The sequence below is a fragment of the Streptomyces sp. NPDC041784 genome, from assembly GCF_055591025.1.
In genome coordinates, this window is the sequence record NZ_JBVJAB010000010.1 from 301,641 (window position 1) to 328,465 (window position 26,825).

At 73.3% G+C, this 26,825-nt stretch carries 25 protein-coding genes and 1 pseudogene; 9 read left to right on the top strand and 17 right to left on the bottom strand.

Annotated features, from left to right (window positions below; genetic code table 11):
• The first annotated feature begins 192 nt into the window (after positions 1–192).
• The gene (locus tag ACZ6D7_RS23700) at positions 193–2,655 is read left to right on the top strand and encodes a SpoIIE family protein phosphatase (protein WP_469493981.1); all 2,463 of its coding nucleotides are present in this window, start codon (positions 193–195) and stop codon (positions 2,653–2,655) included.
• 8 nt (positions 2,656–2,663) lie between these two features.
• On the opposite strand, the gene ACZ6D7_RS23705 is transcribed toward ACZ6D7_RS23700, so the two are convergent.
• The 10 genes and pseudogenes from ACZ6D7_RS23705 to ACZ6D7_RS23750 all read right to left on the bottom strand — a co-directional run bounded on the left by ACZ6D7_RS23705 (position 2,664) and on the right by ACZ6D7_RS23750 (position 8,806).
• Positions 2,664–3,149 (bottom strand): SRPBCC family protein, encoded by a 486-nt coding sequence (locus ACZ6D7_RS23705; RefSeq protein ID WP_469493991.1) that lies wholly within the window; start codon positions 3,147–3,149, stop codon positions 2,664–2,666.
• Positions 3,146–3,529 (bottom strand): ArsR/SmtB family transcription factor, encoded by a 384-nt coding sequence (locus ACZ6D7_RS23710; RefSeq protein WP_469493995.1) that lies wholly within the window; start codon positions 3,527–3,529, stop codon positions 3,146–3,148. Before ACZ6D7_RS23710 ends, ACZ6D7_RS23705 begins: the two co-directional genes overlap by 4 nt.
• A 118-nt stretch (positions 3,530–3,647) precedes the next feature.
• Positions 3,648–5,252, bottom strand: a complete 1,605-nt coding sequence (locus tag ACZ6D7_RS23715; RefSeq protein WP_469493997.1) for a polyamine aminopropyltransferase — start codon at positions 5,250–5,252, stop codon at positions 3,648–3,650.
• Positions 5,253–5,263: 11 nt separating this feature from the next.
• Positions 5,264–5,701, bottom strand: coding sequence for a DUF350 domain-containing protein (locus tag ACZ6D7_RS23720; RefSeq protein ID WP_469494000.1), 438 nt, complete (start codon positions 5,699–5,701; stop codon positions 5,264–5,266).
• A gap of 92 nt (positions 5,702–5,793) precedes the next feature.
• Positions 5,794–6,195 (bottom strand): DUF4247 domain-containing protein, encoded by a 402-nt coding sequence (locus tag ACZ6D7_RS23725; RefSeq protein ID WP_469494133.1) that lies wholly within the window; start codon positions 6,193–6,195, stop codon positions 5,794–5,796.
• Positions 6,192–6,698, bottom strand: a complete 507-nt coding sequence (locus ACZ6D7_RS23730) for a DUF2617 family protein (RefSeq protein ID WP_469494003.1) — start codon at positions 6,696–6,698, stop codon at positions 6,192–6,194. The genes ACZ6D7_RS23725 and ACZ6D7_RS23730 overlap by 4 nt, the downstream gene beginning before the upstream one ends.
• Positions 6,699–6,816: 118 nt before the next feature.
• Positions 6,817–7,466: pseudogene (locus tag ACZ6D7_RS23735) on the bottom strand (ABC transporter transmembrane domain-containing protein); the annotation flags it as partial.
• A complete protein-coding gene (locus ACZ6D7_RS23740) occupies positions 7,463–7,705 on the bottom strand; it encodes a hypothetical protein (protein ID WP_469494006.1) in 243 nt (80 codons plus the stop codon). The gene ACZ6D7_RS23740 and the pseudogene ACZ6D7_RS23735, both read right to left, overlap by 4 nt.
• A 134-nt stretch (positions 7,706–7,839) precedes the next feature.
• On the bottom strand, positions 7,840–8,001 hold the full coding sequence (locus tag ACZ6D7_RS23745) for a hypothetical protein (RefSeq protein WP_469494008.1): 162 nt from the start codon (positions 7,999–8,001) through the stop codon (positions 7,840–7,842).
• Positions 8,002–8,209: 208 nt separating this feature from the next.
• Positions 8,210–8,806, bottom strand: a complete 597-nt coding sequence (locus tag ACZ6D7_RS23750) for a TetR/AcrR family transcriptional regulator (protein WP_469494011.1) — start codon at positions 8,804–8,806, stop codon at positions 8,210–8,212.
• A 136-nt stretch (positions 8,807–8,942) separates the two neighbouring features.
• Between ACZ6D7_RS23750 and ACZ6D7_RS23755 the strand changes: the two genes are divergently transcribed.
• The gene (locus ACZ6D7_RS23755) at positions 8,943–10,010 is read left to right on the top strand and encodes a patatin-like phospholipase family protein (protein ID WP_469494014.1); all 1,068 of its coding nucleotides are present in this window, start codon (positions 8,943–8,945) and stop codon (positions 10,008–10,010) included.
• A gap of 1 nt (position 10,011) precedes the next feature.
• Entirely contained in the window at positions 10,012–11,502 is a 1,491-nt protein-coding gene (locus ACZ6D7_RS23760; protein ID WP_469494016.1) for a flavin-containing monooxygenase, read from the top strand.
• A gap of 161 nt (positions 11,503–11,663) precedes the next feature.
• On the opposite strand, the gene ACZ6D7_RS23765 is transcribed toward ACZ6D7_RS23760, so the two are convergent.
• Positions 11,664–12,818, bottom strand: a complete 1,155-nt coding sequence (locus ACZ6D7_RS23765) for a LacI family DNA-binding transcriptional regulator (protein WP_469494019.1) — start codon at positions 12,816–12,818, stop codon at positions 11,664–11,666.
• A gap of 138 nt (positions 12,819–12,956) precedes the next feature.
• On the opposite strand from ACZ6D7_RS23765, the gene ACZ6D7_RS23770 reads away from it, so the two are divergent.
• Both ACZ6D7_RS23770 and ACZ6D7_RS23775 read left to right on the top strand, forming a co-directional pair.
• Positions 12,957–13,310 carry a DUF7639 domain-containing protein gene (locus ACZ6D7_RS23770; protein ID WP_469494021.1) on the top strand — a complete coding sequence of 118 codons (354 nt, stop codon included), beginning with the start codon at positions 12,957–12,959 and terminating at the stop codon, positions 13,308–13,310.
• Positions 13,311–13,377: 67 nt separating this feature from the next.
• Positions 13,378–13,767 carry an NADAR family protein gene (locus ACZ6D7_RS23775; protein WP_469494024.1) on the top strand — a complete coding sequence of 130 codons (390 nt, stop codon included), beginning with the start codon at positions 13,378–13,380 and terminating at the stop codon, positions 13,765–13,767.
• Here the strand turns inward: ACZ6D7_RS23775 and ACZ6D7_RS23780 are convergent.
• The 3 genes from ACZ6D7_RS23780 to dacB form a co-directional block, all read right to left on the bottom strand.
• Positions 13,754–14,374: a DUF6629 family protein gene (locus tag ACZ6D7_RS23780; RefSeq protein ID WP_469494026.1), complete on the bottom strand. Its 621-nt coding sequence runs from the start codon at positions 14,372–14,374 to the stop codon at positions 13,754–13,756. The genes ACZ6D7_RS23775 and ACZ6D7_RS23780 overlap by 14 nt on opposite strands.
• 93 nt (positions 14,375–14,467) lie before the next feature.
• Positions 14,468–16,327, bottom strand: coding sequence for a protein kinase domain-containing protein (locus tag ACZ6D7_RS23785; RefSeq protein ID WP_469494028.1), 1,860 nt, complete (start codon positions 16,325–16,327; stop codon positions 14,468–14,470).
• 146 nt (positions 16,328–16,473) lie between these two features.
• On the bottom strand, positions 16,474–17,838 hold the full coding sequence (dacB, locus tag ACZ6D7_RS23790) for a D-alanyl-D-alanine carboxypeptidase/D-alanyl-D-alanine endopeptidase (RefSeq protein WP_469494136.1): 1,365 nt from the start codon (positions 17,836–17,838) through the stop codon (positions 16,474–16,476).
• A 260-nt stretch (positions 17,839–18,098) separates the two neighbouring features.
• Here dacB and ACZ6D7_RS23795 point away from each other — a divergent pair, with 260 nt between their 5' ends.
• Positions 18,099–19,286, top strand: coding sequence for a sensor histidine kinase (locus tag ACZ6D7_RS23795; RefSeq protein ID WP_469494031.1), 1,188 nt, complete (start codon positions 18,099–18,101; stop codon positions 19,284–19,286).
• A gap of 350 nt (positions 19,287–19,636) precedes the next feature.
• Entirely contained in the window at positions 19,637–19,927 is a 291-nt protein-coding gene (locus ACZ6D7_RS23800; RefSeq protein ID WP_469494033.1) for a DUF6355 family natural product biosynthesis protein, read from the top strand.
• Positions 19,928–20,033: 106 nt separating this feature from the next.
• Here the strand turns inward: ACZ6D7_RS23800 and ACZ6D7_RS23805 are convergent, their stop codons facing one another.
• Genes ACZ6D7_RS23805 through ACZ6D7_RS23815 form a run of 3 tightly spaced genes read right to left on the bottom strand, consistent with a single transcriptional unit; the run spans position 20,034 to position 23,214 of the window.
• Positions 20,034–21,305, bottom strand: coding sequence for a sugar ABC transporter permease (locus ACZ6D7_RS23805; RefSeq protein WP_469494035.1), 1,272 nt, complete (start codon positions 21,303–21,305; stop codon positions 20,034–20,036).
• A gap of 5 nt (positions 21,306–21,310) precedes the next feature.
• Positions 21,311–22,084: an ATP-binding cassette domain-containing protein gene (locus tag ACZ6D7_RS23810; RefSeq protein WP_469494039.1), complete on the bottom strand. Its 774-nt coding sequence runs from the start codon at positions 22,082–22,084 to the stop codon at positions 21,311–21,313.
• Between the two features lie 41 nt (positions 22,085–22,125).
• Positions 22,126–23,214 carry a sugar ABC transporter substrate-binding protein gene (locus tag ACZ6D7_RS23815; RefSeq protein ID WP_469494040.1) on the bottom strand — a complete coding sequence of 363 codons (1,089 nt, stop codon included), beginning with the start codon at positions 23,212–23,214 and terminating at the stop codon, positions 22,126–22,128.
• Positions 23,215–23,383: 169 nt separating this feature from the next.
• Here ACZ6D7_RS23815 and ACZ6D7_RS23820 point away from each other — a divergent pair, with 169 nt between their 5' ends.
• The gene (locus ACZ6D7_RS23820) at positions 23,384–25,732 is read left to right on the top strand and encodes a SpoIIE family protein phosphatase (protein WP_469494042.1); all 2,349 of its coding nucleotides are present in this window, start codon (positions 23,384–23,386) and stop codon (positions 25,730–25,732) included.
• Positions 25,732–26,808, top strand: a complete 1,077-nt coding sequence (locus ACZ6D7_RS23825) for a substrate-binding domain-containing protein (protein WP_469494045.1) — start codon at positions 25,732–25,734, stop codon at positions 26,806–26,808. Before ACZ6D7_RS23820 ends, ACZ6D7_RS23825 begins: the two co-directional genes overlap by 1 nt.
• The last annotated feature ends 17 nt before the right edge of the window (positions 26,809–26,825 follow it).

Genomic DNA, 26,825 nt, shown 5'->3' on the forward strand with positions numbered 1-26,825 from the left:
AGATCCACCTCCACCGTCCGGCGGGTCGCGGCGACGCCTGTCGGCGCGACCGCACACCTGGGCTCCGGCCGCCGGTACCTCCATGCTCCCCCCGGCCCGCCCGGTGCGACAGCGCGGCGGGCGGCGGACCGGGCGCCGTGCGCATCGGCCGGACAAGCAGGAACATGGTCGGGTAGAGGATGGCAGGCAGCAATGGATTCTGCGCGAGAGGCTTCCGAGGCCCCGGCGACCGCGGGACCGCGCGATCTCCTCGACGCGTCGAGCGACGCGGCGGTGATCGTCTCGGCCGGCGGCGTCGTGACCGGCTGGACTCGGGGCGCCGAGGCACTGCTGGGCTACTCGGCGTCGGAGGTGGTCGGCGGCTCGGCCGCGGCGCTGGTGGCGATGCCCGCGGACCCGGCCCGGGTGGCCGGTGTCGCGGAGCGCTGCCGGACCGGCATGGGGTGGAACGGCCGGATCCCGGTACGCCGCCGCGACGGCCGGACCGTCGAGGTCGACCTGCGGGTCTCCGCGTCCTTCCGGATCGGCGAGGACGAGTGCTTCCTGCTCTCGGCGCGCCCGCAGCGCCGGCAGTGGACGGTCGGCCAGTCCGTCCTCGACGGGTTCCTCACCCGCTCCCCGGTCGGCATGGCGGTGCTGGACCTGGAGCTGCGGTACGTGTGGCTCAACGACACGCTGGAACGCTTCGGCGGGGTGCCCCGCGAACAGCGGCTGGGCCGCCGGCTGAGCGACCTGCTGCCCGGCCTCCAGACGGTGGCCATCGAGGGCCTGATGCGCAAGGTCCTGGAGACCGGGGTCCCGGTCATCGACTACGAGTACGTGGGCTGGAGCTGGGCCGATCCGCACCGCCGGCACGCCTACTCGACGTCCTTCTTCCCGCTGGTGAGCGCGGACGACTCGGTCACCGGCGTCTGCTACATGGTGCTGGACGTCACCGAGCGCTGGACCGCCCGCCAGCTCCTGGCGATGGTCAACGAGGCCGGGACCGGCATCGGCACCACCCTGGACGTGATGCGCACGGCGCAGGAGCTGGCCGACTTCGCGGTGCCCCGCTTCGCGGACTTCGTCGTCGTGGACCTGCTCGAGCCAGTCCTCAGCACCGAGGGACACGGCGCCTGGCTGACGGACGCGGGACCGGCGCCCGCCCGGCCGGTGATGCGCCGCGCCGGGATGAGTTCGGTGCGCGAGGGCTGCCCGGAGGCCGTGGCCCGGATCGGGGACCGGGTGGCCTTCCTCCCGCCGCCGCACGACGCGCAGCTGCTGATCGACGGCGACCCGATCCTCATCCCGGTCCTCGACCCGGCCGACGAGCTGTGGACCAGCCAGGAGCCGGAGCGGGCCGCGAGCATCCGCGCGTTCGGTCTGCACTCCCTTGTCTCGGTCCCGATGCGGGCCCGCAACACCGCCCTGGGCCTCACCACCTTCATGCGGTCGCTCAACCCCGTCTCCTTCGAGCCCGACGACGTCATCGTGGCCCGAGAGCTGGTGGCGCGGGCGGCGCTGTGCGTCGACAACGCCCGCCGCTACACCCGGGAACACACCGCGGCGGTCACCCTTCAGCGCAGCCTGCTGCCGTCCGCCCTGAGTGGCGGCACGGCGCTGGAGGTCGCCTCCTCCTACCGGCCCGCCGACCCCACGGACGGGGTGGGCGGCGACTGGTTCGACGTGATCCCGCTGTCCGGGGCCCGGGTGGGCCTGGTCGTCGGCGACGTGGTGGGGCACGGCATCGCCGCCGCGGCGACCATGGGCCGGCTGCGCACCGCCGTGCAGACGCTCGCCGACATGGAGCTGCGCCCCGACGAGCTGCTGGCCCACCTCGACGACCTCGTGCTCCGGCTGAGCGCGGAGACGGCCGACGGCACGGCGGCCGGACAGGGCACCACCGGCGTCCTCGGCGCGACCTGCCTGTACGCCGTCTACGACCCGGTCACCCGGCGCTGCACCATGGCCCGGGCGGGACATCCGCCGCCCGTCGTCGTCGCCCCGGACGGCCAGGTGTCGTTCCCGGAGCCGCCGGCCGGGCCCCCGCTCGGGCTGGGCGGCATGGCGTTCGAGTCCACCGAGATCGAGCTGGCCGAGAACAGCCTGTTCGGGCTCTACACCGACGGCCTGATCGAGGGCACCGACATGGACATGGAGGGGGGCATGGTCCGGCTCGGGGAGGTGCTGGCCCGCTCGGACACCGACCTGCCGGCGCTGTGCACCTCGGCGGTGGAGCAGTTGGTGCCCGTGCCCCAGCCGGACGACATCGCCCTGCTCCTGGCCCGCGTCCGCGCCCTGGGCGCCGACCACGTCGTCTCCTGGGAGGTGCCGGCGGACCCGGCCGCCGTCGCCGAGGCCCGGGCCCGGGCGACCAGGCAGCTGGCGGACTGGGGGCTGGGGGAGCTGGCCATGACGTCGGAGCTGATCGTGAGCGAGCTGGTCACCAACGCGATCCGCTACGCCGAAGGCCCCATCCGGCTGCGGCTGATCCGGGACGCCCGGCTGACCTGCGAGGTCGCCGACGCCAGCAGTACGGCCCCCCGGCTGCGGCATGCCCGCAGCACCGACGAGGGGGGCCGTGGCCTCTTTCTGGTGGCCCAGCTCTCCCACCGCTGGGGAGCCCGCTACACCGGCGAGGGAAAGATCATCTGGGCCGAGCAGGAGATCCCGTGACCGGGCGCTCAGCCGGCCAGCAGGGCGTCCATCTGGCCGACCGCCAGCTTCAGGCCCTCCTCCATGCCCATGGTCACCAGCTGGTCCATCTGCTCCCGGGTGTCGAAGGCGGACCGGATCTCCATCCGGGTGCCGCCCTCGTGACGGGTGAGCCGGACGGTCACCGTGGTGGTCGGCATGGTGGTGTTCGGGGTCCCCTCGGCGTCGGCGAAGCCGTCGGTGAACTCCAGGGACGTGGGCGGGGCGACCGAGGTGACGTGCCACCAGCCGCGGTGCTTGTCGCCCTCCGGGCCCGTCATGAAGTACCTGACCTCGCCGCCCGGGGTCAGATCGTGGTCCTCGACGGTCGCCGGGTAGGTCGGCGGCCCCCACCAGCGCTCCAGCCGCCGGGGGTCCGCCCACAGGGCCCAGACCCGCTCGACGGGTGCGGTGAAGTCGGCGATCAGGGTGAGGGTGAGGCTGTCGAAGTCCTTGTCCACGCTGGTCACACTCATCGGTCCTGTCCTTCCTTCGGTCGGTGCTCGTGGGTTCGGGGGACCGGCAGGTCCTGCGCCAGCAGGCCGGACATCCGCGCCACCCGGCCGCGCCACAGGGCGTCCAGCTCGTCGAGCGCCTGCCGGGCCCGCGCCACGGCCTCGGGGTCCATGAGGACGAGCTGCTCCCGCCCGCGCCGCTCCTTGCTGACCAGCCCGGCCCGCTCCAGCACCGTCACGTGCTTCTGCACCGCGGCGAAGCTCATCGGGTAGGCGGCGGCCAGCTGGGACACGGACAGATCGCCGTGGACACAGCGGCGGAGTATGTCCCGGCGCGTGGTGTCCGCCAGGGCGTGGAAGAGCCGGTCCAGGCTCCCGCTGTCACCATCATGTGAAACCATTTGGTTGTACGTTAGTCGACGGTTCGCCGCCTGTAAACCGGTGCCGGCCGGACGGACCTCATGCGGGCCGGACCGGCCTCATACGGGCCGGACCGGCCTCATACGGGCCGGACGGGCCTCAGTAGTTCTCCCACTCGTTCTGCACGTACTCCAGCACCGCCGGGTCCATCAGCGTGCTCGGCCGTACGTCCACGCGGCGCCGGTCGACGGGGAACACGGTGGCCGCCCGAAGGACCTCGTCGTCGAGGTAGCGCAGCGACGGCGCGTCCGCCGCCAGCCGCAGCGGCGGGGGCGCGCCGGTGCCGGGGGAGGCCAGGACGAAGCCCCAGTTGCCGAAGCTCGGCACGTCGATCTGGAACTCGGTGGTCGTGTAGCCCGCCGCCTCGACGGTCGTGGCGATCGACCAGAACGTCTTCGGCGCGAAGAACGGCGACCCGCTCTGCACCATCACCCTGCTCTGCGGCGTCAGCACCTGGCCGAGCAGGTGGTAGAACTCCACCGAGTACAGCTTGGCCAGCGCCGCCGTGTCGGGGTCGGGGAAGTCGATGACGACCGCGTCGTACCGCTCGCGGGCGCTGCGCAGCCAGTTGAACGCGTCGGCGTTCACCACCTCGACCCGCGGGTCCGCCAGCGCCTTGCCGTTCAGCTCGCGCAGGGGCCCGAACGCGCGCGCCAGCCGGGTCATCGCCGGGTCGAGCTCGACCAGGGTCACGTGCCGGACGTCGTCGTAGCGCAGCACCTCGCGCAGCGCGAGCCCGTCGCCGCCGCCCATGATCAGCACGTTGCCGCGGTCGCCCGACAGCGCGGGGTGGACCAGGGACTCGTGGTACCGGTACTCGTCGACGGAGCTGAACTGGAGGTCGCCGTTGAGGAAGAGCCGCATGTCCGGCTCGCCCGTGAAGGAGGTCGAGCGGGTGACGACGATCTCCTGGTACGCCGTGCTCTCGGCGTGCACGATCGGGTCCCGGTACAACTGCTGACGGGCGGTGACCTCCAGCTCGTCCGCCAGCGCGTACGCCGTGCCGAGCACCGCCAGCACCGCCGTGACCGTGGCGAGCAGACCGATCTGGACCGAACGCCGGGTCTGCCGGCGGAAGATGACCAGCACCACGACGACCCCGGCCACCGCGTTGACCACGCCGACCACCAGCGCGCCCTTCAGCTGTCCGAAGGTCGGCAGGAGCAGCAGCGGGAAGCAGAGCCCGCCGACGAGCGCCCCGATGTAGTCGACGGCGAACATGTCGGCGACCGCGCTGCCCGCCTCCTGCCGCCGGATCCGCTGGAGCAGCGTCATGAGCAGCGGGATCTCGGCGCCGATCAGCAGCCCGACCGCCAGGGTGACCACGATCATCACCGGGGTGTAGAGCTGGAGCCAGGCGAACGCCGCGTACAGCACCAGCACCGACAGGCCGCCGACCAGGGCCAGTGCCGCCTCCACGAGGGCGAACGCGCCCACCGCCCGGCGGCGCAGCGGTTTCGCGGCGAGGGAGCCGAGCCCCATCGCGAAGACCATCACGGAGATGACCACGGAGGTCTGGAGCACGGAGTTGCCGATGAGGTAGCTGCCCAGCGCGGTGAGCGCCAGTTCGTACACGAGGCCGCAGGCCGCGCAGAGGAACACGGAGAGCAGCAGAAGGAAACGCGCCCCCCGGGAGTGCCGGACGGCCGGGGGGCGGGTGGGTGCCGCGGTGCTGTCGCGGCCTTGCCGGGTGACGGTTGCCATGGGGGCGGTGGCTACGAGAGCGCCGCGCCGACCATGACCGCGGTGCCCAGGTACATGCCGGCCTGGACCCAGGCGCCGGGGTGCGGACGGCCGTCGCTGTCGTCGAGGACGACCGAGCCCATCTGGCCCGGGGTGAGCAGACCGATCACGATGCCGACGATCGTCATCACCAGCACGCCGGCCAGGCCGTACAGCAGGGTGCTGACCAGGCCGTAGCCCAGGCCCTGCTCGGACTCGCTGGCCCGGATGGCCTCCATGATGACCAGACCCACGGCGACGGACTGGCTGCCCAGCAGGACGGCCGCGCCGCGGTTGCGGTCGGTCCAGACCACGTGGAAGAGCTTGCCGGGCGTGACCAGGTCGAGGGCGATGAAGCCGGCGGCCATCACCACGAGGCCCACGACTCCGTAGAGCAGGGCCTGGCCGGTCGACTCGAGGATCTCGGTCACTGCGTTGCCTTTCTTCAGGTCTTCAGGGCGTGGTCAGGGTCTGCGTCTGCGGGAGCCGGCGCCGCGCGGTGCGGGGACCGGTTCGGCGGAGGTCACTTGCCCTCGCCGGGGCCGCCGCCGCGGAAGCTCGCGCTGTCCGGGTCGGGCCAGCTGTTGAGGTACTGGCTGTGGCGGTGGTAGCCGTTGCGGTAGTCCTCTATGGCGATCCGGCTGCCGCTGCCGGACGGCGAGACGGTGACCAGGTCGTCGCCGTAGCGCAGGAACTCCATGCTGTTGCCGCTGGCGCGGTCGAGCGCCGCGCGGTGGCCGTGGATGGCGTCGGCGACCACGATCGGGTTGCTGTCCGGGTCGAGCCAGTCCGCGCCGTTCGCGGTGTACGTGTCCCTGATCCAGCCGCGCGGGACCCCGTTCTCGCCGCCGGAGGAGCAGGCGGTGAGCAGGACCGCGGCCAGCACGGCCGCCACCGCTGAGCGGGTCAGTCGGGAGCTGTTCATCGGGCCTCCAGCCGGGTGTGCGTCGAAACGATCTGGCCGTGCTGTGGATAGGTGTGCCAGGTGCGCCAGACCAGTCCGCCGCCCGGCGGTCCGTCGGCCGCCTCGACGACCACGGCCGTCACCGCCTCCGGCGAGCCGGGGAAGATGCCGCACAGGCTGTCCTCGTTGGCGGCCACCTGGCCGAGGATCCACGCCACCTCGGCGCTGAACGCCTCGGGGTGGAGCCGCCGGGTTCCGGCACTGAAGTCGTAGGTCCAGCCCGGCAGTTCCCGGCTGTACGTGGACGGCAGCCCCCGGTCGGTCTCGCGCAGACACGCGACGGTCTCCCGCACCGGTCCCACGAAGACCTGGTGCGAGGCGCCGAGCAGCCGCAGCCGTACGTCGGTCCCGCCGACGGTGACCGCACGCTCGGCGAGCGCGGGCCGCTCCGTCAGATCCAGCGAGAAGCAGAGCTGATCCGCGTTTGTGTCCAGGTAGGGGGCACCCAAAGAAATGGCATGCATATGGACTCCCCCGGTCGGATCTTGCTATAAGCGGCGCCGAGTATGGCACATGTGTGCCGGGGGGCTTAAACGGCGGGGTGAGGAACGATCGGCTCCGGACGTGCGGGGTCCGTGGACGCCGACGCCGTTCGGCGTCCTGGCGGCCGTAGGCCTGGGTGAGGACGAGGTTGCCGAGCGACTCCTCCACCACGGAGGTGACCGCGCCGTCGGCCACCCGGCCGTCCCGGGCGACGGACTTCACGCCGACCGAGAACCTCCGGGCGGCCGGCCAGAACAGCGGGGCGAGGGCGAAGGTGGCCGCGGCCAGGTCCCAGCGCAGCCAGAACGCGGCCGCCGCGTAGAAGACGGCGCTGAACAGCGCGGACGCGGTGCCGATCAGTCCGGAGACGGCCATCTGCCGGAGACGGCCATCTGCTCGATGGCCTCGACGTCACCGGTCAGCCGGGAGAGCAGATCGCCCTGGCGGTGGCGGTGGAAGAAGTGCGGCGGCAGCTTCTGCACATGGTCGAAGACGTACTCGCGCAGCCGCATCACGAACCGTTCGGAGACCCAGACCGAGAGGGAGCCGCCGGCGTAGCCGATGGCCGCACCGATCACGCCGATGACGAGCCACTGCGCGGCGGGCGTCCAGAAGGCGTCCAGCGAGCCGTTGCCCAGCGCGCTGTCGGTGAGGTCGCCGAACAGCAGGATGGCGGAGGTCTCGGCGAGCGCGCCGAGGACGGTGCACAGCCAGACGGCCACCAGCCGGCGCCGCAGGCCCTTGGTCATGGGCCAGAAACGGCGGAATGCGGCGCGGGCCGGGACGGCGGGGTCGCGTGGTCGCCGGGGCCGTCGTCCTGCTCGTATTCTTCGAGGTACGTGTCGTTCTCGTCGCTCTCGCGGTTCTCGCGGTTCTCGTATTTCCTGTGTTTCTCGAAGTTCTCGTAGTTCTCGTAATTGTCGAAGCTCTCGTAATTCTCCCGCGGGGCGTCCTCGGCACGGTGGATCGGAAGTCCGTATGCGGACATTTCCATACCTGGCGGAACGCTCCGAGGGTATGTGCTCGCGGGGTGATCCGTGGGCGCGCGCATCTGTCTCCTGTAACGCCGGGAGGGCCGACGGCGTACCGCCGGCCCTCCGTGCCGCCTGGGCTTTCTCCGCGTCAGGCGCCGGGCTGCTGGGGGCGCAGCGGGTCACCGGGGCGCGGCCGGCGGCGACGCGCCTGCTGTGCGGGCGGGGGAACCTGGTTGGGGTTCGGGTTGGCGTTCAGCTCCCCGCCCGGGTTACGGCGGGGGGTGAGCGGAGAAATGACCCTGAAGCTCATGCCGACTCCTTCTTCTGGATTCGCGTTCCTGTCTGGGAAGGGAATTCCGTACGGAGGGGGAGGAGATCAGGGCCGTCGCCCTGGGCGATCCCGCCGCCCGATGAGAAGGAACTTGACACGGCCCGGTCCGGTACAAGGGAAGACTCAGAATTCCACAGCCTTTGAAAGGCTGTGAAAACCTTGGTAATTCCTGGGAGCTGAATATCCGTCAGCCGGTGGGGGTGCCCAGGACGAGGCGCAGGGTGTCGGTGAGCACCGCCGTCGGCACGGTGGGGTCCGCGATGCGCTGGACACCGAGTCCGATGCCGAGGCCGAGCAGGGTCGCCGCCGCCCGGTCGACGGGCATGGCCAGGGAGGTCCCCGTGGCCTCGGCGACGGTGAGCAGCAGCTGGGCGAGCACCTCGCGCACCGCGGCGACCCGCGCCGTGATCTCCTGGCGCAGCTCGGCGTCGTGGCGCGTCTGCGTCAGGAACTCGACCTCGAGCGCGGTCCAGGCCTCCTCGCCGATGTGCGCCTCGCTCCACGCGCCGAAGGCCGCGAGCCGGTCGTCCAGCCCGCCGTCGCCCATGACCGAGTCCGTGAGCAGTGTCAGCTGCTCGGCGCGCACCGCGTCGAGGACGGCGAGGCAGAGATGGCCCTTGCCGCGGAAGTTGGAGTACACGGCGCCCTTGGAGTAGCCGGCCGTCTCGGCGACCTCGCCGAGGGACGTGGCGCCGTAGCCGTTGCGCAGGAACAGCTCCCGGGCGGTGGCGACGAGCCGCTCCCGGGTCCGTTCCTGACTCTCGACGCGGCTGAGGCGGGCCATGGCTGTGCACCTTTCCGCCCCGCGCGGCGTTCCCGAGAGGCTTCGGCTCCGGATCCTATCCGCCCCCTGTCCCCGGCATTCGGATACCGCTAGTATCCCGATCTCGTCGGTATCCCGAAGAGGCGGAGACCCCCCGTTGACCGATCACCCGTTGACCGAGGACGCGTCGACCGACAACCCGTCGACCGAGGACGCGTCGGCCGAGAACGCGTTCACCTCCACAGGCATGGTCCCGGCCCCTTCCCGAGGACTGGTGCTGGGCTGCGGCGGAACCCTCGGTGCCGCCTGGACGACCGCCGCCCTGCACTCGCTCGGGCAGGCCCTGCGCTGGGACCCGCGCGACGCCGCGGTCCTGGTCGGCACCTCGGCCGGAGCGGAACTGGCCGCCCTGCTCGGCGCCGGCGTCGGCGTGGACGAACTGCTGGCCGCCCAGCTCGCCGACCCGGCGGCCCGCCCCGGACTCGTCCGCCACTTCACGGCCCCGCCCCGGGGCCTCCCGCCCCGGCCGGCCCTCTTCCCGGGCTCGCCCGCCCTGGCCCGGCTCGCGTTGCGGGGCTCGGTCCCGGCCCTGGCCGGACTGTCCGGCGCGCTGCCCCAGGGCCGCGGCGACGCCCGCCGGCTGAGCGCCCTCGCCGACCTTCTCGCGCCCGGCGGAGGATGGGTGTCTCATCCGGCGACCTGGCTGGTGGCCACGGACTTCGACACCGGCCGGCGGACGGTCTTCGGGCACCCCGACACCCCGCCCGCCGCGCTGCGGGACGCCCTGCGCGCGACCTGGGCGGTCCCGGGCTGGTTCCCGCCGGTGCGCATCGACGGCCGGCGGTACGCCGACGGCGGCATCCTCTCCACCGCCTCGGCCGACCTCCTCGTACCGCGGGCACTGGACGAGGTGTACGTCCTCGCGCCGATGAGTTCGGCCACCCCGGTGGCGCGGACCGGGCTCGGCCGGGCGGAGGCGCTGCTGCGCCGGGTCATGACCCGCACGCTGGACGCCGAGTGCGCCGCGCTGCGGGCGGCCGGCACCCGGGTCGTCCGGATCGAGCCCACCGCCGCCGACCTGGCCGTGACGGGCGGCAACCTCATGGACGCCAGGCGCCGCCCCGCCGTACTGGAGACCGCCCTGCGCACCACACGCGCCGCCGTACGCCACCACCTCGGCCGGCCGCCCGGAGCACGGCCCGCCGCCCGGACGACAGGAGCCTGACATGCCGCACCCCGACCGCCCCACGGCGTCCGTCGCCCGCGAGACCCGCGACGTGGAGGCACTGATCATCGGCAGCGGCCTGTCCGGCATCGGCGCGGCCATCAGGCTGCGCCAGGAGGGCGTCTCGGACCTCGTCCTCATCGAGAAGGCCGACGACCTCGGCGGCACCTGGCGCGACAACACCTACCCGGGCTGCGCCTGCGACGTCCCCTCCGCCCTCTACTCGTACTCCTTCGCGCCCAACCCGGAGTGGACCCGGGCCTTCGCCGGACAGCCCGAGATCCGCGCCTACCTCCACGCCACGGCCGCCGCCCACGGCGTCACCCCGCTCGTCCGGCCGCGCACCGAGGCCCTCCGCGCGCAGTGGCACCCCGACGACGCGCGCTGGTACGTCGAGACCACCCGCGACCGCTACCGGGCCCGGTTCCTGATCTCGGCGGCGGGACCGTGGCACGAGCCGTCGGTACCGGACATCCCCGGTCTCGCCGACTTCCCCGGCACGGTCTTCCACTCCTCGCGCTGGCGCCACGACCACGAGCTGGCCGGCGCGCGGGTCGCCGTCGTCGGCAGCGGGGCGTCGGCCGTGCAGTTCGTGCCGGCCGTCCAGCCGCGCGTCGCCCGGCTGCACCTGTTCCAGCGCACCGCCCAGTGGGTGCTGCCCAAGCCCGACCACCCCGTCCCGCGCGCCGAGCGATGGCTGATGCGCCGCCTCCCGGCCGCTCAACGGGCCCTGCGGAGCGCGGAGTACGGGGCGCTGGAGGCCCTCGGCGTGGGCTTCCGCCGTCCTGCCCTGCTGCGGGCGGTGCAGCAGGTGGGCGCGCTCCACCTCAGGGCCACCGTCAGGGACCCCCGGTTGCGCCGCGCCCTGACCCCCGACTACACCCTGGGCTGCAAACGGCTGCTGCTGTCCAACACCTACTATCCGGCGCTGACCCGCCCCAACGTCACCCTCCACGCCACCGCGGTCCGGGCCGTCGAGGGCAGCCGGGTCCTCGGCGCCGACGGCAGCGCGGCGGACGTGGACACGATCATCCTCGGCACCGGCTTCCACATCCTCGACATGCCCATCGCCCGGCGGGTGTTCGACGCGGGCGGCGCCAGCCTCGACGACCACTGGAAGGGCAGCCCGGACGCCTACCTGGGCACCACCGTGAGCGGATTCCCCAACGCGTTCGTCCTGCTCGGCCCGCACCTCGGCACCGGGCACTCCTCCGCCTTCGCGGTCCTCGAAGCGCAGCTCGGCTACCTCGCGGGCGCGGTACGGCACGCCCGCGAGGCGGGCTGGGCGAGCATGGACGTCCGCCCCGAGGTCCAGGCCGCCTTCCGCGCCGAGGTCCACCAGGCGCTGCCCTCCACCGTCTACAACGCGGGCGGCTGCTCCAGCTACTACCTCGACGCCAACGGCCTCAACAGTTTCAGCTGGCCCTGGTCGACGGGCCGGATGCGCCGCCGACTGGCCGACTTCGACCCCGAGGCGTACGACGCCCGTTGACGGCGGGTCACCCGTCGTAGGACTTCGGCGGGCGGCGCGCCGTCGGACGCGCCGGTCAGATGGGGTCGGGGGCGGGGTCGGGGTCGGGGTCGGTCGAGGCGAACACACGGACGTCCAGGGGCCGAGTTCCAGCGTGGAGTCTGGATCGGTGCTGAGCCGGGTCAGTGGTGGCGGGGCCGGCCTCCGGTCGTGGGCGGTGGACCGGGCGGGCCCGCGTCGGGGTCGGAGGCGGACCGCCGTCCGCGCGCCGGGGTCGTCCGGTGCGGCGGAGGCGCGGTCGAGGCCCGCACGACGAGCTCGACGGGTGGGTCGCCCGACGGCAGGGGGTCCGCGTCGGGGTTCTCGATGGCATGCACGAGACGCTTCAGGCCCTCCTGGGCCACGGCGTGGAACGGCTGCCGCACCGTGGTCAGCGGAGGAGTGATGTAGGCGGCGACCGGGATGTCGTCGAAGCCGACGACACTGATGTCCTCCGGGACCCGCCGGCCGGTCTCCAGCAGCGCGCGGATCAGCCCGATCGCCATGTCGTCGTTGGCGGCGAAGACCGCGGTGACGCCGGGGTCCCCGGCCAGTGCGCGGCCCGCCCGGTGGCCGGAGGCGGCCGACCAGTCGCCCTCGACGACCGGCGGCACGTCCCTGCCGTGCGCGGTCAGTGTGGCGCGCCAGCCCTCCAGTCGGTCCCGGGCGGCGTACCACCGCTGCGGACCGGCGAGATGATGGACCGTCGCATGACCGAGGGCCAGCAGGTGTTCGGTCGCCGTACGGGCCATCAGATCGGCGCCGTCCCCCGCGGTCAGCACGGTGGGCGCGGTGACCGGTGAGGGCGCGCCGACGACGAGGACGGGCACGTCCACCCGGAGGGTGCCGTCCCCCTCGTCCCCGGCTCCAGACCCGGTCTCGTCGATCGGCTCGGAGATGACGATGCCGTCCACCCCCTGGTCGAGGAGCGAGCCCACGGCACCCGCGATGCCCGCCGGGTCGCCCTCCACGGTGTTGACCACCCGCAGCGCGTAGCCGGTGTCCCGCACGACCCGCTCGACGCCCATGAGCAGCGAGGCGGGTCCGTACAGCGCGGTGCCCAGCGTCACCACCCCGATGGAGCGGCTGCGGCCGGAGGCCAGGGCACGGGCCGCGCTGTTGCGGCGGTAGCCGAGTTCCTCGGCGGCCTCCAGGACGCGCCGGCGGACCTCGGCGGAGACGTACGGCTCGTCGTTGAGGACGCGCGACACGGTCTTCTGTGAGACGCCGGCCAGCAGGGCGACGTCCACACTGCGCGGCGCGGCGGTGCCTGCGACCCGCCCCGTCCCTCGCGTCATGGTGTCTCCCAGTGTTCGCACGGCCGCACATCGATGATGTCAGACGGGCTCGGGCGACCGCGTCTGACTGCGTAGTCATGTCTGCGCTGTCAGGTCTACGCAGTCATGCGTGGGTCGTCAAGGGCCCGGGAGACATCTGTGACACGGGGGACTGGCGCGGGGGCGAGGGAAACAATTCGCGCGCCCCCGCCCACGGACCGCTGCCTGGCCGCCGTCGACGCGTTCCTCGCCGACCGGACCGAGGACAAGCGTGCGGCGGCCCGTGACGCCTACCTCGCCATCCCCGAGACCCGGCGCCACTACGCCCTCGGTGACATGGACCGCAAGGACCGGCCGCTCCAGGTCCTGGTGGCCGGACCCGGCGGACACCTGGAGAGCCGGCCGGACGACCCGGTCACACAGCAGGCGTACGACAGCGCGCTCGCCTACTTCGAGGAGCGGGCCCAGTGGGCAGCCCGACGGTTCGACGCAAGAACGTCAGTTCCCCGCTGAAAACCAGTGCCGCGGCACACGGTACGACGCAGACCACCGACGCTCACTCCCGCTCACCAGAACACCCTTGAACACACTCCAGCGGCAGCAGCTCCGAACCTCCGTCGCCCACGCCTACTGGGCCCTCTCCGTCACCGACCCCGGGACCCGCGCGGCGGTCGCGGCGAAGGACAACGCCAACGCCGCCCGCACCCTGGCCGCCGCCGCCCCACGCCGCGAGGGCTGGGAGCAGGCCCGCGCGGCGGTGCTGACCGGCCTGCTGCGCGCCAAGTACACCCGGCACCCGGCCCTGGCCGAGATCCTCCTGGCCACGGACGACGCTACGCTCGTCTACGACGACATGGACTCCGAGTTCTGGGGCGACAACGGCGGCCGGGGCCGCAACTGGACGGGCCGCCTCCTCGAACTGGTCCGCTCCGCACTGCACGCCGCCCGCACGGGAATCACGCTCGGGTAGCCGTCCGGGCCCGCAGCCACCCGAGCAGCACCACCGAGCACCCGGCCGCGACCGCGCACCACGTCGAGACGAACTCCGACCGCCACACCGCCCAGCAGACCAGCGCGCCCGCGGCGGCCAGGCCCCCCAGCGTCACCAGCCGGCGGTCGCCGGACAGCAGCAACGAGCCCACGGTGGCCAGGAGATAGCCCGCGACGAGCAGCGCCGGGTACGGGACGTCGACGGCGTAGCCGACCGTACGGCCGCGGATCTCGGCCGTCACCGGCCCGGTGGCCAGGGAGTGTGCCAGCACCGCGGCCGTCGCGGCACCGACCGCGAGCGTCAGGAGCAGCCGGGGCCGGGCGTGCGGCGGGGCGGCGCACCACACCCCGGCCGGCACCCACACCGCCAGCAGGGGCAGTGCGATCACCGCCCAGGCGACGGTGGCGGGCCCGGTGCCCCCGCCCGAGCGCCAGACCACCGACTCGATGATCTGGTGGGCGCCGAGCACCAGCGGCAGCGCGGCCAGCGGCAGCTCCCGCGGGTGGCGTACCCGCGCCGCACAGGCCACTCCGACGGCCGAGACGCCCACACCCGCCACCAGATCGGCCGTCGCACTCCAGCACATCACGCCACCTTGAGGATCCGGCCGGGCCGACCGCCCACGCCCCGCCGGGGCCAGGTCGCCATTACTCCTTCCTGACGATGATGACCTGGCCCGTCAGTCCGCGGCGCGCAACGCGACCCAGGTGGCGTGCTTCACCACACCGTCGGCGTCGAGTCCCTTGGCGCTCTGGAAACCGGCGACCGCCGCCTCCGTGCCGGGGCCGAACACGCCGTCCACACCCGAACCGCCCACGTCGTACCCGCGCGCGATGAGCATGCACTGCACCTGCGACACCCGCTTGCCGCTGTCCCCGAGGCGGGTGCGGCCGTTGCCGGCGTAGTACGTGCAGTCGGTGTTCCAGGGCGCGGTCCCGGGGTCGGCCGGCGGGGTGCCGGCGGGCGGAGTCGGGGTGGGGGTGGCGGACGGCGAGGATCCACCGGCCGGGACGGCGGGCGCGGACGCGGTGGTGCCGGCGGGCGGGGCGCCGTCGTCCTCGCCCCCGTTCGCGTCCTGGCCTTCGGGGAGATCGGCGCGGGCGCTGGGCGCGCCTGCGACGGACGCGGCGTCCGAGACGGAGGGAGCGTCCGCCCCGGCCGGCTCGCCGGGCAGGCCGCCCGGTACGCCACCGGCCGACGCGACCGCGTCCGGTGGGGTTCTGTGCGCCGGACGGTCCTCCTGCACCGCCACGAAGACGCCGGCGGCGACCGCGCACAGGGCGGTCCCCGCGGCGACGGCGAGGACCCGCTTGCGGCGCGTCCAGGGGCGGGTCCCCGCGACGGGGGACGACGCCGACGCCGGGGGCGTCTCGGCGGAGGCGGAGGAGGCCGCGGGGGCGGACGTCGCGGGTTCCCGTTCCACGGGAGCGGGAGCGGGAACGAGCCCAGGAACGGCGGCCGGCTGTGGGCGTGCGGGGGGTCCCGACTTCGCCCGGTTGTCCGACGGCCGCAGCAGCGCCGCCCGTGCGACGGGCAGCAGGTGCAGGGTGTCGTACGCCCGCTGCCGGGCCCGTATCCTGCCGTGCAGCGGTTCCGGCCATTCCTGTGTCCCGCCGGTGAACTCCCGTGCCGTGTCGGTCAGTTCGGTCGGGGTGGGCCGGCGGTCCGGTTCCTTGGCGAGGCAGGCGGTGAGCAGGGCGCCCAGTTCCGGGTCCGCCGCCGAGACCGGGCCGGTCACCTCCGGGTCGGGGTCCTCGAAGGCCACCCGGTGCATCACGTCGACACCCGTGCCGTCGCCGAACGGGGCGCGTCCGGTGGCGGCGTAGAGCAGGGCGCAGGCCAGCGAGAACACGTCCGACGCCGTGTCGCAGTGCCCCGTCCGCAGATACTCCGGCGACATGTAGGCCGGTGTGCCGACCCGGTTGCCGGTACCAGTGATGGAGCTGGCGTCCGCGGCCTTGGAGATCCCGAAGTCGATCACGCAGGTGCCCTGGAGCGACAGCAGTACGTTGGACGGCTTCAGGTCCCGGTGCACGACTCCCGCGGCGGACAGCGCGGCGAGCGCCTCGCCCAGCTCCGCCACCAGCCGCCACACGGTGGCCGGTGGCAGCGCGCCGCCGCCGCGCACGGCGTCCGCCAGATCGAGTCCGGGGACGTACTCGGTGGCCATCCACAGCAGGTGGCCGTCCCACCCGGTGCCGCATAACAGCGGCGCGTGCGGCGGTCCGAGCCGGCCGTGCACGAGGGCCTCGCGTTCGAAGCGGCGCTGGAAGCGGACGTCCTCGGCGTACTCGGGCCGGATCACCTTCACCGCGAACAGCCCGGGTCCGTCGTCGGCGGCCCGGGCCAGATAGACCCGTCCCATCCCGCCGCTGCCGAGCAGCGCGACCGGCACGAACGTCCCGACGCGCTCCGGGTCGCCCACCCTCAGCGGTGCGGCGCCGGTCTCCCGGAGCGCGGTGGCCCGGGCCTTCGCGGAGTCCGCCGCCGTCGAGGAGTCCGTCGAGGAGTTCGGTGATGGTGGCCGCCGGTCAGACACGGAACTCCCGAAGTGATGTTCGACGTAAGTCAGTTCGCATACGAAGGGAGAACGAGGCTAACCCAACCACGGCCCGTGCTCAGGGTTTCCGGCGCTTCCGGCGGAGCGAACGGAGGGGAGCACGGGCCGTGGTGGTGGAAGAGGGGTTACGCCCAGCAGCCGTTGACGGTCGCGGCGAGGCCGTCCATGGCGTCCTTGATGTCGTTCGGGTTGGCGGTGGAGCCGTTCTCGATGAACGAGAACACCTTCCACGTGCCGTCCTTGCCCTGGGTCAGACCGCTGAGGGCGATGGCCCCGGTGAGGGTGCCGGTCTTGGCGTGGACCTTGCCGACGGCGCACCGGGAGTTGGCGTCGTCGAAGCGGCCCCACTCCGGGCCGAGGGTGCTGCCGGCCTCGCCGGAGACGGGCAGACCGTCGAGGACCGACCCCAGAACGCGCTGGTGGCGGGGCACCGTCAGCAGTTCGAGGATCTCCGCGAGGGTGGCCGCAGGGATCCGGTCGGCCCGGGACAGCCCGCTGCCGTCGTACATCTCGAAGTGGGCGAGGGAGACGCCGTAGCGCTCGCTCAGCACCTGGCGGACGACCTCGGTCCCGCCCTCGAAGGTGGCCGGGCGGCCCGCGCCGAGGGCGGTCATGCGCAGCAGGGTCTCGGCGATGTCGTTGTCGCTGGTCTTGAGCATCTTGCGGACGATGTCCGACAGCGGCGCCGACCTGTGCCGGGCGACCGGTACGTCGTGCGGGCTCGCCGTGGCCCGGGTGACGGTGCCGTCGACGGTGACACCGGCCGCGGTGAGCTGCGCGGCGAAGGCCTGCCCGGCGTCCAGGGAGGTGTCGTTCACGCCGTGCCCGTCGACGACGAGCGGGCGCACCGGGGCGACGGAGTCGGGGTAGTAGCCGGTGTTCCAGCCGTTGGCCAGCGTCGGCGCGGGGAACAGGCTGTCGTCGACGGCCACCTTCACGGAGGTCAGGCCCGCGGCCTTCAGCCCGGCGACCGCGGTCTTCGCCAGCTCGGTGAGGTCGGCGGTGGTCAGGGTCCGGTCGCCGCCGCCGACGAGGGTCAGGGTGCCGCCGCCGTAGACGACCTTCGTGGTGAAGCGGTGGTTCGGGCCGAGCACGGTGAGGGCGCCGGTCGCCGTGGCGAGCTTGACGTTGGACGCCGGCATCAGCGCGGTGGCCCCGTTGTGGTCCCAGAGGGTGTCGTCCGACTCGGCGTCGAGGACCACGCCGCTGACATCGGCGCCGAGGCGCTGGTCGAGGACGCGTGTCTTGAGGTTGGCGACCATCCGCTGGTCGTCGGCGTCGAGGGCGCCGCCCGGCGCGGTGTCCTTGGCCGTCGTGCCGACGCCCTTGTCGACGGCGAAGGCCGAGGGGCCCGACAGCGCGACCGAGGCGAAGGGCACGGCCAGGGCGAGCACGAGCGTGCGTCGCGCACCGGTGCCGTGCCGCTGGGGCTTGCGGTGCCGGCGCCGGCCGCCGGGGGTGAAGGGGGTCGCCGAGGACTCGGCCGTCATGTCGTTCATGGGGGGTTCCAGGGCTCTCGTGGGCTCTCGTGGGGTCACTGCGCAAGGGGGAAGTGCGCGCACACTACCACCGGTCACAGGTGACCCACTGGTATCACAAACCCCAGATGAACCACGGGAGTTGAGGGGGCGAGCGGTGAGCCATGTGCCGGAGATACACGAAGAGCGGCTGCGTTCGACGGGCGCCTTCCCATCGGTCACCGCCGACGCACCGACCGAACCGGCGTCCGGGCCCTGCGTACCGTGTGGGGATGCGGGTGACGGATGTGTGGCGGCGGTGGTGGAACCGCCATGAGCGGGCCCGGGACGCGTTCCCGGGGGTGCTGCTGGTGGTGCTGGCACTGGCGGCGAGCGCCGCCGGCGCATCGGGCTGGCACGCGCCGCGCCCCGCGGGAGTCGTGTGGATGGCCGTGTCGTGCGCCCCGCTGGTGGTGCGCGGCCGGTGGCCGTTCACGGTCGTCCTGGCCACCCTGGGCATCGACCTCGCCCACCTGGTCCTCGCACCGGACTACACCCTCGTCCCGGCGGCGAGCCTGGTCGCCCTGTACACGCTCGCGACGAGGGGCGCCCGGCGCACCGCGTGGATCACCGGGGCGGCCGCGGCCCTCGCCCTGGCCGGCTGCCACCTGATGGTCCACTCCGAGCCGCTCTCCTCCGGCACCGCCCTGCTCCGGTTCGACCTGGCCCTCGCGGCCACCGCCCTCGGCGATGTCGTCCGCGCCCGCCGGATCCGGCTCGCCGAGACCGAGGCGCGCGCCGAACGCGCGGAGCGCACCCGGGAGGAGGAGGCCCGCCGCCGGGTCACCGAGGAACGCGTCCGCATCGCCCGAGAGCTGCACGACGTCGTCGCCCAGCACATCACCCTGGTCAACGCCCAGGCCGGCGTCGCCCACCACCTGCTGCGCACCGACCCGGACCGGGCGCACGAGGCGCTCGGCCACATCCGGGAGACCAGCCGCTCCGCGCTCGACGAACTGCGGGCCACGGTCGGCCTGCTCCGGCAGCCGGACGACGTCCCGGCCCCCCGGACGCCCCTCCCCGGCCTGACCGATCTGGACGACCTCGTCGACTCCTTCCGCGCCGGCGGTCTGCCGGTGGACGTGGTGCGCACCGGAGGGGACGGGCCACCGGCGCCTGCCGTCGAACTGGCGGCCTACCGCATCGTCCAGGAGGCGCTCACCAACACCCACAAGCACGCCGGGGCGAGCCGGGTCCGGGTGACGCTCGACCGGGGCCCGGACCGGCTGCGCCTCACCGTCACGGACGACGGCCGCCCCGGCGCGGCCCCGGGCCCCGGCACCGGCCACGGTCTGATCGGCATGCGCGAACGGGCCGCCGCGCTCGGCGGCACGGTCACGGCCGGACCACACGCCGAGGGCGGCTTCCGGGTGTGCGCCGACCTGCCCCTGAAACTCCCCACGGACGGCCCGGCAGCCTGACGGCAGTGCTGGAGATGATCGGCGGCACAGTTCGTCGACGCCCCGGACGCGATCCTCACCCCCGCCGGGGTCGGCCCGTTCTGCCGGGAGGTGAAGCGCGCCGCACGGAGGCGATGACCCGCTGAGGAGCGAGGTCACCCCACTGGCGCAACGGCGAAACGATTCGCAGGGTGAACGCCGCCGCCGAATGATCATCGGCGGCGGACGGCGCGGCGATCCTGGGGCAGGTCCGACCTCACGGGTCACCGACCTCACGGGTCACCGACCTCATCGGTCACCGACCTCATCGGTCACCGACCTCACCGGTCCCCGACCTCACCGGTCACTCTCACCAGTCAAGGAGTTTCGCTGTGCGTTTCCGTCGTACGGTCACCAGCGCCATCGGTTCCGCCGCCCTCGTGCTCACCTCCCTGGGCGCCCTGACCGCCGCCGCGAGCCCCGTGGCCGCGGACCCGTGCGGCTTCTACGAGACCAGTTCCGACGCCTACTACAACCACTGCACCTCCGACGGCTCGCGCGTGGTCGTCAAGGTCGAGGTCGCCCTCGCGCCCGACTACGAGCGCTGCGTGGCGCCCGGTACCACCTGGCTCGGCTCCGCGAGCAAGATCCAGGGCGCCTACTACGTCGGCCGTACCTGTTGATCACCTGATCACCTGATCACCTGATCACCGGTGCACGAAGGGCCGGGTCCCGCCTCTCGGGGGGCGGGGCCCGGCCCTTGCGCCGCCGACGGGCGGACCTCTCCCGTCACGCCCGCCCGTGCGCCTCCTGCGAGCGCCGCGACAGCGCGTCGATGACCACCGCGGCGAACAGCACACCGCCCGTGATCACGAACTGCGCGGCCGGTGGCGTGTCCGTGATCGCCATGCCCGAGGCGATCGACTGGATGACCAGTATGCCGAGCACCGCCGACCAGGTCGTACCGCGCCCACCGAACAGGCTCGTCCCGCCGATCACGGCCGCCGCGATGGCGTTGATCAGCAGCACCCCGGTACCCGAGCTCTGGCTCACCGAGGTGATGCGCGAGGCCAGGAACAGGCCGCCGATCGCGGCCATGGTGCCCGAGACCGCGAGCACCGCGGTCTGCACCAGCGTCACGTTGAGACTGGCGCGCCGGGCCGCCTCGAGGCTGCCGCCGAGGGCGTACACCTGCCGCCCGTAGTGCGTGCGACGCAGCACGATGTCGAGGCCGGCCACCAGCACGAGGAAGATCAGCAGGGCGAGCGGCAGCCCCTGGAAGCGGTTGAGCAGGTAGGCGATGGTGAACGCGATCACCGCGATGCCCCCGGCGCGCAGCGCGACGACCCCCAGCGAACGGTGTGGCATGCCGACGGCCGTGCGCCGCCGTCGGTCCCGGTCGGTCACGACGAAGACGGCGCCCGCGGCCAGGGCCGCCAGCCCGTAGGCGACGGCGTCGTTCGTGAAGTAGTAGCTGGTCAGCTTGGCGACCAGCCCGTTCTCGTCGAGGTTGACGGTGCCGCTGCTGCCGAGGATGGCCAGCATGATCCCGTTCCAGGTGAGCAGCCCGGCGAGGGTGACCACGAAGGCGGGCACCCTGGTCCGGGCGATGGAGTAGCCCTGCATCGTGCCCGCCAGGGTGCCGGCGAGCACCGCGACGATCAGCGCCAGCCACTCCGGTACGCCGTTGTTCACGTTCAGCACGGCGAAGACGGCCGCGGCGAGGCCGCTGATCGAGCCGACGGACAGGTCCAGCTCGCCGAGCAGCAGCACGAAGACGATCCCGACGGCGATCAGCCCGGTACCGACGATGTCCACGCTGAGATTGGACAGGTTGCGCGGCGAGAGGAAGTTCTCGTTGAGGGACTGGAAGGTGATCCAGACCACCGCGAGCACCGCCACGACGGGGAGCGAGCCCAGTTCGCCGGCTCTCACCTTGCGCCGGAGTAGGGCGACGCCGCCGCGCACCGCACGGGCGACGGCCTGTCGGCCGCCCGGTGGTGGGGGCCCGGCGCCGGACGGCGTGTCCTCGCCGGTCGTGGTCTCCGCCGTCCTGCGCATGTCCTTCACCACCCCGACTCCCGGGTCGCCGGCCGGCGCGGCACGTTCTCCGTGGCGCCGGTGACGGAGGAGATGATCTGTTCCTGGGACGTGGTGTTCACGTCGAAGAAGCCGTTGTTGCGGCCGAGCCGCAGCACCGCGGCGCGGTCCGCGAGCGCCTTGACGTCGCCCATGTTGTGGCTGATCAGCAGGACGCCCAGACCGCGGTCGCGCAGCCGGTCGACGATGTCGAGGATCTCGGTGGTCTGCTCGAAGCCCAGCGCCGCGGTCGGCTCGTCCAGCAGGAGGATCCGTGGTTCGCCGAGGAGCGAGCGGGCGATGGCGACCGTCTGGCGCTGGCCGCTGGAGAGCGCGGCGACCGGGCCGCGCAGGTCCGGGATCCGCCGGGTGAGGCGCTCCAGCAGCTGCCGGGTGCGGCGCTCCATCTCCATCTCGTCGAGGAAGCCGTACCGGCGGATCTCCCGCCCGAGGAACAGGTTGCCGACGACGTCGAGGTTCCCGCACAGCGCGAGGTCCTGGTAGACGGTGGCGATACCGAGGTCTCGGGCGTCGTGCGGGCGCCGGATCTGGACCGCCCGGCCCTCCCACTCGATGACGCCCTTCTCCGCGGTGGTGACCCCGGAGATCACCTTGACCAGGGTGGACTTGCCGGCCCCGTTGTCCCCCAGAAGAGCGACGACCTGACCGGAGTGGATCTCCAGCTCGATGTCCGTGAGGACCTCGACGACGCCGTAGCGCTTGCACACGCCGCGCAGCGCCAGCAGCGGCGGCTCCGGCACGGGAACCACTCTCCTTCCAGGGTCCGGACCGGCCGGAACCGTCAGATCAGTCCGGCCCGGACGCAGTCGGCCTCGAGCTCGGGGGTGCAGATCTGCGCGACCGTGTGCACACCGTCCTTCACCACGGTGTCCGCGATGTTGTCCACGGTCACCGAGACCGGGGTGAGCAGCACGGCCGGCACGCGCCCCCCGCCGCGCGGCCGTACCTCGTCCGTGGCCATGTCGCGCAGGCCCTCGCCACGGGCCGCCGCCACGACCATCGCGGCGCCGGCCGCGGCCTCCGGCGCGAAGGGCTTCATCACGGTCATGTACTGGTCGCCCGCGACGATCCGCTGCACGGCGGCCAGTTCGGCGTCCTGCCCGGTGACCGGGGGCAGCGGCTCGACCTTGTTCGCCTTCAGCGAGGAGATGCTGCCGGCGGCCAGACCGTCGTTGGCCGCGTAGACCCCGTCGATGGCCTCGGCGCCGAGAGCCGCGATCGCGGCGGACATGTTCATGTTCGCGATCTCCGCCCGCCACTGCAGGGTGTCGTACTCCTTGCCGATCCGCACCTTCCCGCTGAGCACGGACAGCGCGCCCTCCTTGAAGGCCACCGCGTTCGGGTCGATGGGGTCGCCGTTCATCATCACGATCTGGGCGCCGGGCACCTCGTCGCCCATCGCCCGCAGCAGCGCCCGGCCCTGGAGCCTGCCGACCTCCTGGCCGTCGAAGGAGACGTACCCGGAGATCGGTCCCTCGGCGAGCCGGTCGTAGGCGACGACCGGGATGCCCGCGGCGTCGGCCTTGCGGACCGTCGGGCGCAGCGAGCGGGCGTCCACGGCCACCAGCAGGATGGCGTCGACCCCCTTGGTGATCATCGAGTCCATCTGCTCCTGCTGGCGTGCCACCTCGCCCTTGGCGTTGACCGTCTCCACCTCGCAGGTGTCGCACAGCTGCGCGATCTTCTCCTCGAGCAGGGGACTGTCCTGGGTCTCCCAGCGAGCCGTGGTGGCGTCGGGCAGCAGCACTCCGATCCGCGGCCCGTTCCCTTCGGCGGAGTCGTTCCCGCCGTCGGACCCGCAGGCCGCCAGGGCGACGGCCGTGGACACCGCGGTCACGACCACGGCCGTGTCCCGTATGCAGGCCTTCATGTGTTACCTGCCGTAGACGACAATAAGGTTGATGGGCGCTGATGTGTCCGGTTGATCCTCATATGCGATTCTGGTGGGTGGGTGCCCCGATCTCAACCTGTCGGCACCTGCGGCAGGGACGGGAGGTACGTTGCGGACATGCCTCGATCGGGCCCTGACCTTCGCCGGAGTGACACGGGCAGCGGTCTATGTCCCCGGGGCCGGGAACGAGGAGCTGCGGCTGGCGGACACCGCCGGACGGCCCCCCGCCGGACCCGCACTCCCGGAGCGGCTGCCCCTGGCGGGTGACGCCCCCGCGGCCCAGGCCTTCCGGACCGACCACACGCTGTGGCTGAACGCCGACGGCGCGCTCGGCGCGCTGCCCCTCGACGCGGAGGGCCGACGGCTGGGCTGCCTCGTCGTCAGCGGCGACTCCGCCGACGGCTTCCAGGTCGAGCAGCGCCGCTTCCTGGAGCGGTACGCCGACGCCGTCGCCGTCATGCTCCGCTCCGGCGCGCCACCCGCCCCCGCCGCGCTGCTCGGCCCCGCCCTGCGCAGTCTGCGCGTCGGCTCCTTCGTGCTGGCCCCGGACACCGGCGTGACCGAGGCCGACGACACCCTGCTCGACCTGGTCGGCATCAGCCCGGCCGACTTCGACGGCAAGGCCGACACCCTGCTCGCCCACGCCCTCCCGGAGGACATGCACGCCCTGATGTCGGTCCTGGAGCCGTCCACCGACGCGTCCGGCCGGCGGGAGCTGGAGTTCCGGGTGCGCGGCCCCACCGGCGAGATGCGCTGGCTGAGCCTGAGCTGCCGGGCCGAACCGGGCGTCGACGGCCTGGGGGAGCGGGTCGTCGGCGTGGTCACGGCGACGCCGGTACTGCGCCGGGGCGCCGACGACGTCGCCCGCATCCAGTGGCTGACCGCCGCCCTCGACGACGCCACCACCGTCGAGGACGTCGGCCGGGTGGTCGTCGCCGCCCTGCGCGAGCCGCTCGGCGCCGACCGGGTGGCCCTGGCCGGCCTCCAGGACGACCGGATGATGGTCGCCGTCCTCGATCCGCCGCAGCCCGCCGCCTGGCCGGCCGTCTGGCGGGCCGAGTGGCGCACCGAGTGGCCCGACGCACCGGTGCGCCTCCTGCCCACCCTCCGGGAGGCCCTGCGCGACGGCCGGATGGACCTGTGGCCGGCCGGCACCGAACTCGAACCCGGACTGGCGGGCGTCGGCCCCGGCGGCCTGGCCGTCCTGCCGCTGCCCGCCAAGGGCCGGGTCGCCGGCATCTGCCTGGTCGGCTGGGACGAGCCGCACGCCTTCGCCCCCGAGGAACGCTCCCTGCTGACCGCCACCGCCGCCCTGGTCGGCCAGGCGCTCCAGCGCGCCCACGCGCACGACGCCGAGCAGGAACTCGCCACCATGCTCCAGCGCAGCCTGCTGCCCCGGCGGCTGCCCGAACTGCCCGGCGGCACGGCCGTCGCCCGCTATCTGCCCGCCCGGCGGGGCCTCCAGGTGGGCGGCGACTGGTACGACGTCATCGCCCTCTCCGACGAACGGGTTGCCCTCGTCATCGGGGACGTGCAGGGGCACAGCGCCGGCGCCGCGACGATCATGGGCCAGATGCGCACCGCCGTCCGCGCCTACGCCATGGAGGGCCACCCGCCCGACGTCGTCGTCTCGCACGCCAACCGGCTGCTCGTCAGCATGGAGACCGACCTCTTCGCGACCTGCTGCTACGCCGAACTGGACATGGAGGAGGGCAACACCCTCTTCGTGCGCGCCGGCCACCTCGCCCCGCTGCTGCGCGGCCCCGACGGCGCCATCGAGGAGGTGGAGGTCGCGGGCGGCCCGCCGCTCGGCATCCTCGCCGAGGCGGACTTCCCGATGACCGCGGTCGCCCTGGCCCCCGGCACGGTCCTCGCGCTGGTCACCGACGGTCTGGTCGAGTCCTCCGAACTGCCGCTCGACGAAGGGATGCGGCGCACCGGCGCCGCGCTCGCCGCGGCCGACCCCGCCGACCTCGGCCGGATGGCCGACGAACTGCTCGGCGACGGCGACCGCCGCGAGGACGACGTGGCGCTGCTGCTGATGCGCTACGACGGCTTGCGGACCAAGCCGATCCGGGCGGGCTGGATGGTGTGGCGGCTGCCGGACGCCGTGATGCACGCCCGCCGGTTCACCGCGCGCACCCTGCGCCGCTGGAAGGTCGAGGTGGCGGCCGACGCCGTGCTCCTCGTCGTCTCCGAACTCGTCACCAACGCCCTGGTGCACACCCAGGGGCCGGTCCAGGTCGACCTGATGCTGCGCGGCGACCGGGTGCGGGTCGGGGTCAGCGACGCCTCGCCGCGCGCCCCCGCCAAGCCCGTGATCGTGGACTGGGAGTCGACCGGCGGCCGGGGCCTGATGCTGGTCGAGGCGATGTCGGAGTCCTTCGGCACGGTGCCGGTGGCCGGTGGCAAGCAGGTGTGGAGCGAGATCGCCGTCCCGGGCCGCGCCCCGGACGCCCCGGCCCCGCAACCAGGTCCGGAGAGAGGGGGCCCGTGATGAGGACCCGTGTCCGGCATCTCGTCGCGGCGCTCACCGCGGCGGTCCTGACCGTCTCCTTGGCGTCCTGCGGCGACGACGGGAAGGCCGCGGACGGCTTCACCGTCGGCCTGCTGCTGCCGAGCCGCTCCCTGCCCCGCTGGGAACACGCGGACAAGCCGCTGATCGAGCAGCAGCTGAAGGAGCGCTGCCCCGCGTGCACCCTGGTGTACGCCAACGCCGCCAATGACGCGGTCCAGCAGCGCCAGCAGATGATCTCCATGATCACCAAGGGTGCCCGGGTGCTGATCCTGGACGCCGCCGACACCAGGGCGATGCGCTCCTCGATCCACGAGGCCCACCGGGCGGGCGTCCCCGTGGTCGCCTACGACCGGCTTGCCGAGGGCCCGATCGCCGGATTCGTCGGCTTCGACGGCGCGGAGGTCGGCAGACTCCAGGGCCAGGCCCTGCTGACGGCCATGGGGGACAAGGCCGAGGGCGGGACCGTCGTCATGATGAACGGCGACCCGACCAGCCCCAACGCGGCCTGGTACCGCGGGGGCGCGCTGTCCGTCCTGCGGGGCAGGGTGAAGATCGTCCGGTCGTACGACACCCCCGGCTGGAACACCCAGGAGGCGCACGCCAACATGGCCGCCGCCATCGCGGCACTGGGCCCCGACCGGATCGACGGCGTCTACGCGGCCAACGACGCGATCGCCGCCGGCGTCATCTCCGCCTTCAAGAGCGCCGGGGTCCGCGAGCCGCCGCCCGTCACCGGCCAGGACGCCGACATCGAGGCCGTACGGCGCATCGTCAAGGGCGAGCAGTACATGACCGTCTACAAGTCGTTCCGGGACGAGGCCGCCTCGGCCGTCGCCATGGCCGTCGCGATGGGCCGCGACGAGGTCCCCGGCAGCGCCCCGACCACCATCGACAGCCCCACCACCCGGGACATCCCCGCTGTCCTGCTCACCCCGACCTCGATCACCGTGGGCGACATCGGGCCCGTCCTCGTCGACGGCGGTGTCTACACCCTGCGCCGGATCTGCGTCCCTCAGCTCCGGCAGGCCTGTGCCGCGGCCGGACTCACCGGGTGAGCGCCGGACGGCAGCCG

Bases quoted from the DNA above. Each gene is read 5' to 3' on its own strand.
- ACZ6D7_RS23700 (WP_469493981.1), top strand. From the start codon at position 193: ATGGATTCTGCGCGAGAGGCTTCCGAGGCCCCGGCGACCGCGGGACCG.
- ACZ6D7_RS23705 (WP_469493991.1), bottom strand. From the start codon at position 3,149: ATGAGTGTGACCAGCGTGGACAAGGACTTCGACAGCCTCACCCTCACC.
- ACZ6D7_RS23710 (WP_469493995.1), bottom strand. From the start codon at position 3,529: ATGGTTTCACATGATGGTGACAGCGGGAGCCTGGACCGGCTCTTCCAC.
- ACZ6D7_RS23715 (WP_469493997.1), bottom strand. From the start codon at position 5,252: ATGGCAACCGTCACCCGGCAAGGCCGCGACAGCACCGCGGCACCCACC.
- ACZ6D7_RS23725 (WP_469494133.1), bottom strand. From the start codon at position 6,195: ATGAACAGCTCCCGACTGACCCGCTCAGCGGTGGCGGCCGTGCTGGCC.
- ACZ6D7_RS23730 (WP_469494003.1), bottom strand. From the start codon at position 6,698: ATGCATGCCATTTCTTTGGGTGCCCCCTACCTGGACACAAACGCGGAT.
- ACZ6D7_RS23740 (WP_469494006.1), bottom strand. From the start codon at position 7,705: ATGTCCGCATACGGACTTCCGATCCACCGTGCCGAGGACGCCCCGCGG.
- ACZ6D7_RS23745 (WP_469494008.1), bottom strand. From the start codon at position 8,001: ATGAGCTTCAGGGTCATTTCTCCGCTCACCCCCCGCCGTAACCCGGGC.
- ACZ6D7_RS23750 (WP_469494011.1), bottom strand. From the start codon at position 8,806: ATGGCCCGCCTCAGCCGCGTCGAGAGTCAGGAACGGACCCGGGAGCGG.
- ACZ6D7_RS23760 (WP_469494016.1), top strand. From the start codon at position 10,012: ATGCCGCACCCCGACCGCCCCACGGCGTCCGTCGCCCGCGAGACCCGC.
- ACZ6D7_RS23765 (WP_469494019.1), bottom strand. From the start codon at position 12,818: ATGACGCGAGGGACGGGGCGGGTCGCAGGCACCGCCGCGCCGCGCAGT.
- ACZ6D7_RS23780 (WP_469494026.1), bottom strand. From the start codon at position 14,374: ATGTGCTGGAGTGCGACGGCCGATCTGGTGGCGGGTGTGGGCGTCTCG.
- dacB (WP_469494136.1), bottom strand. From the start codon at position 17,838: ATGACGGCCGAGTCCTCGGCGACCCCCTTCACCCCCGGCGGCCGGCGC.
- ACZ6D7_RS23795 (WP_469494031.1), top strand. From the start codon at position 18,099: ATGCGGGTGACGGATGTGTGGCGGCGGTGGTGGAACCGCCATGAGCGG.
- ACZ6D7_RS23805 (WP_469494035.1), bottom strand. From the start codon at position 21,305: ATGCGCAGGACGGCGGAGACCACGACCGGCGAGGACACGCCGTCCGGC.
- ACZ6D7_RS23815 (WP_469494040.1), bottom strand. From the start codon at position 23,214: ATGAAGGCCTGCATACGGGACACGGCCGTGGTCGTGACCGCGGTGTCC.
- ACZ6D7_RS23825 (WP_469494045.1), top strand. From the start codon at position 25,732: ATGAGGACCCGTGTCCGGCATCTCGTCGCGGCGCTCACCGCGGCGGTC.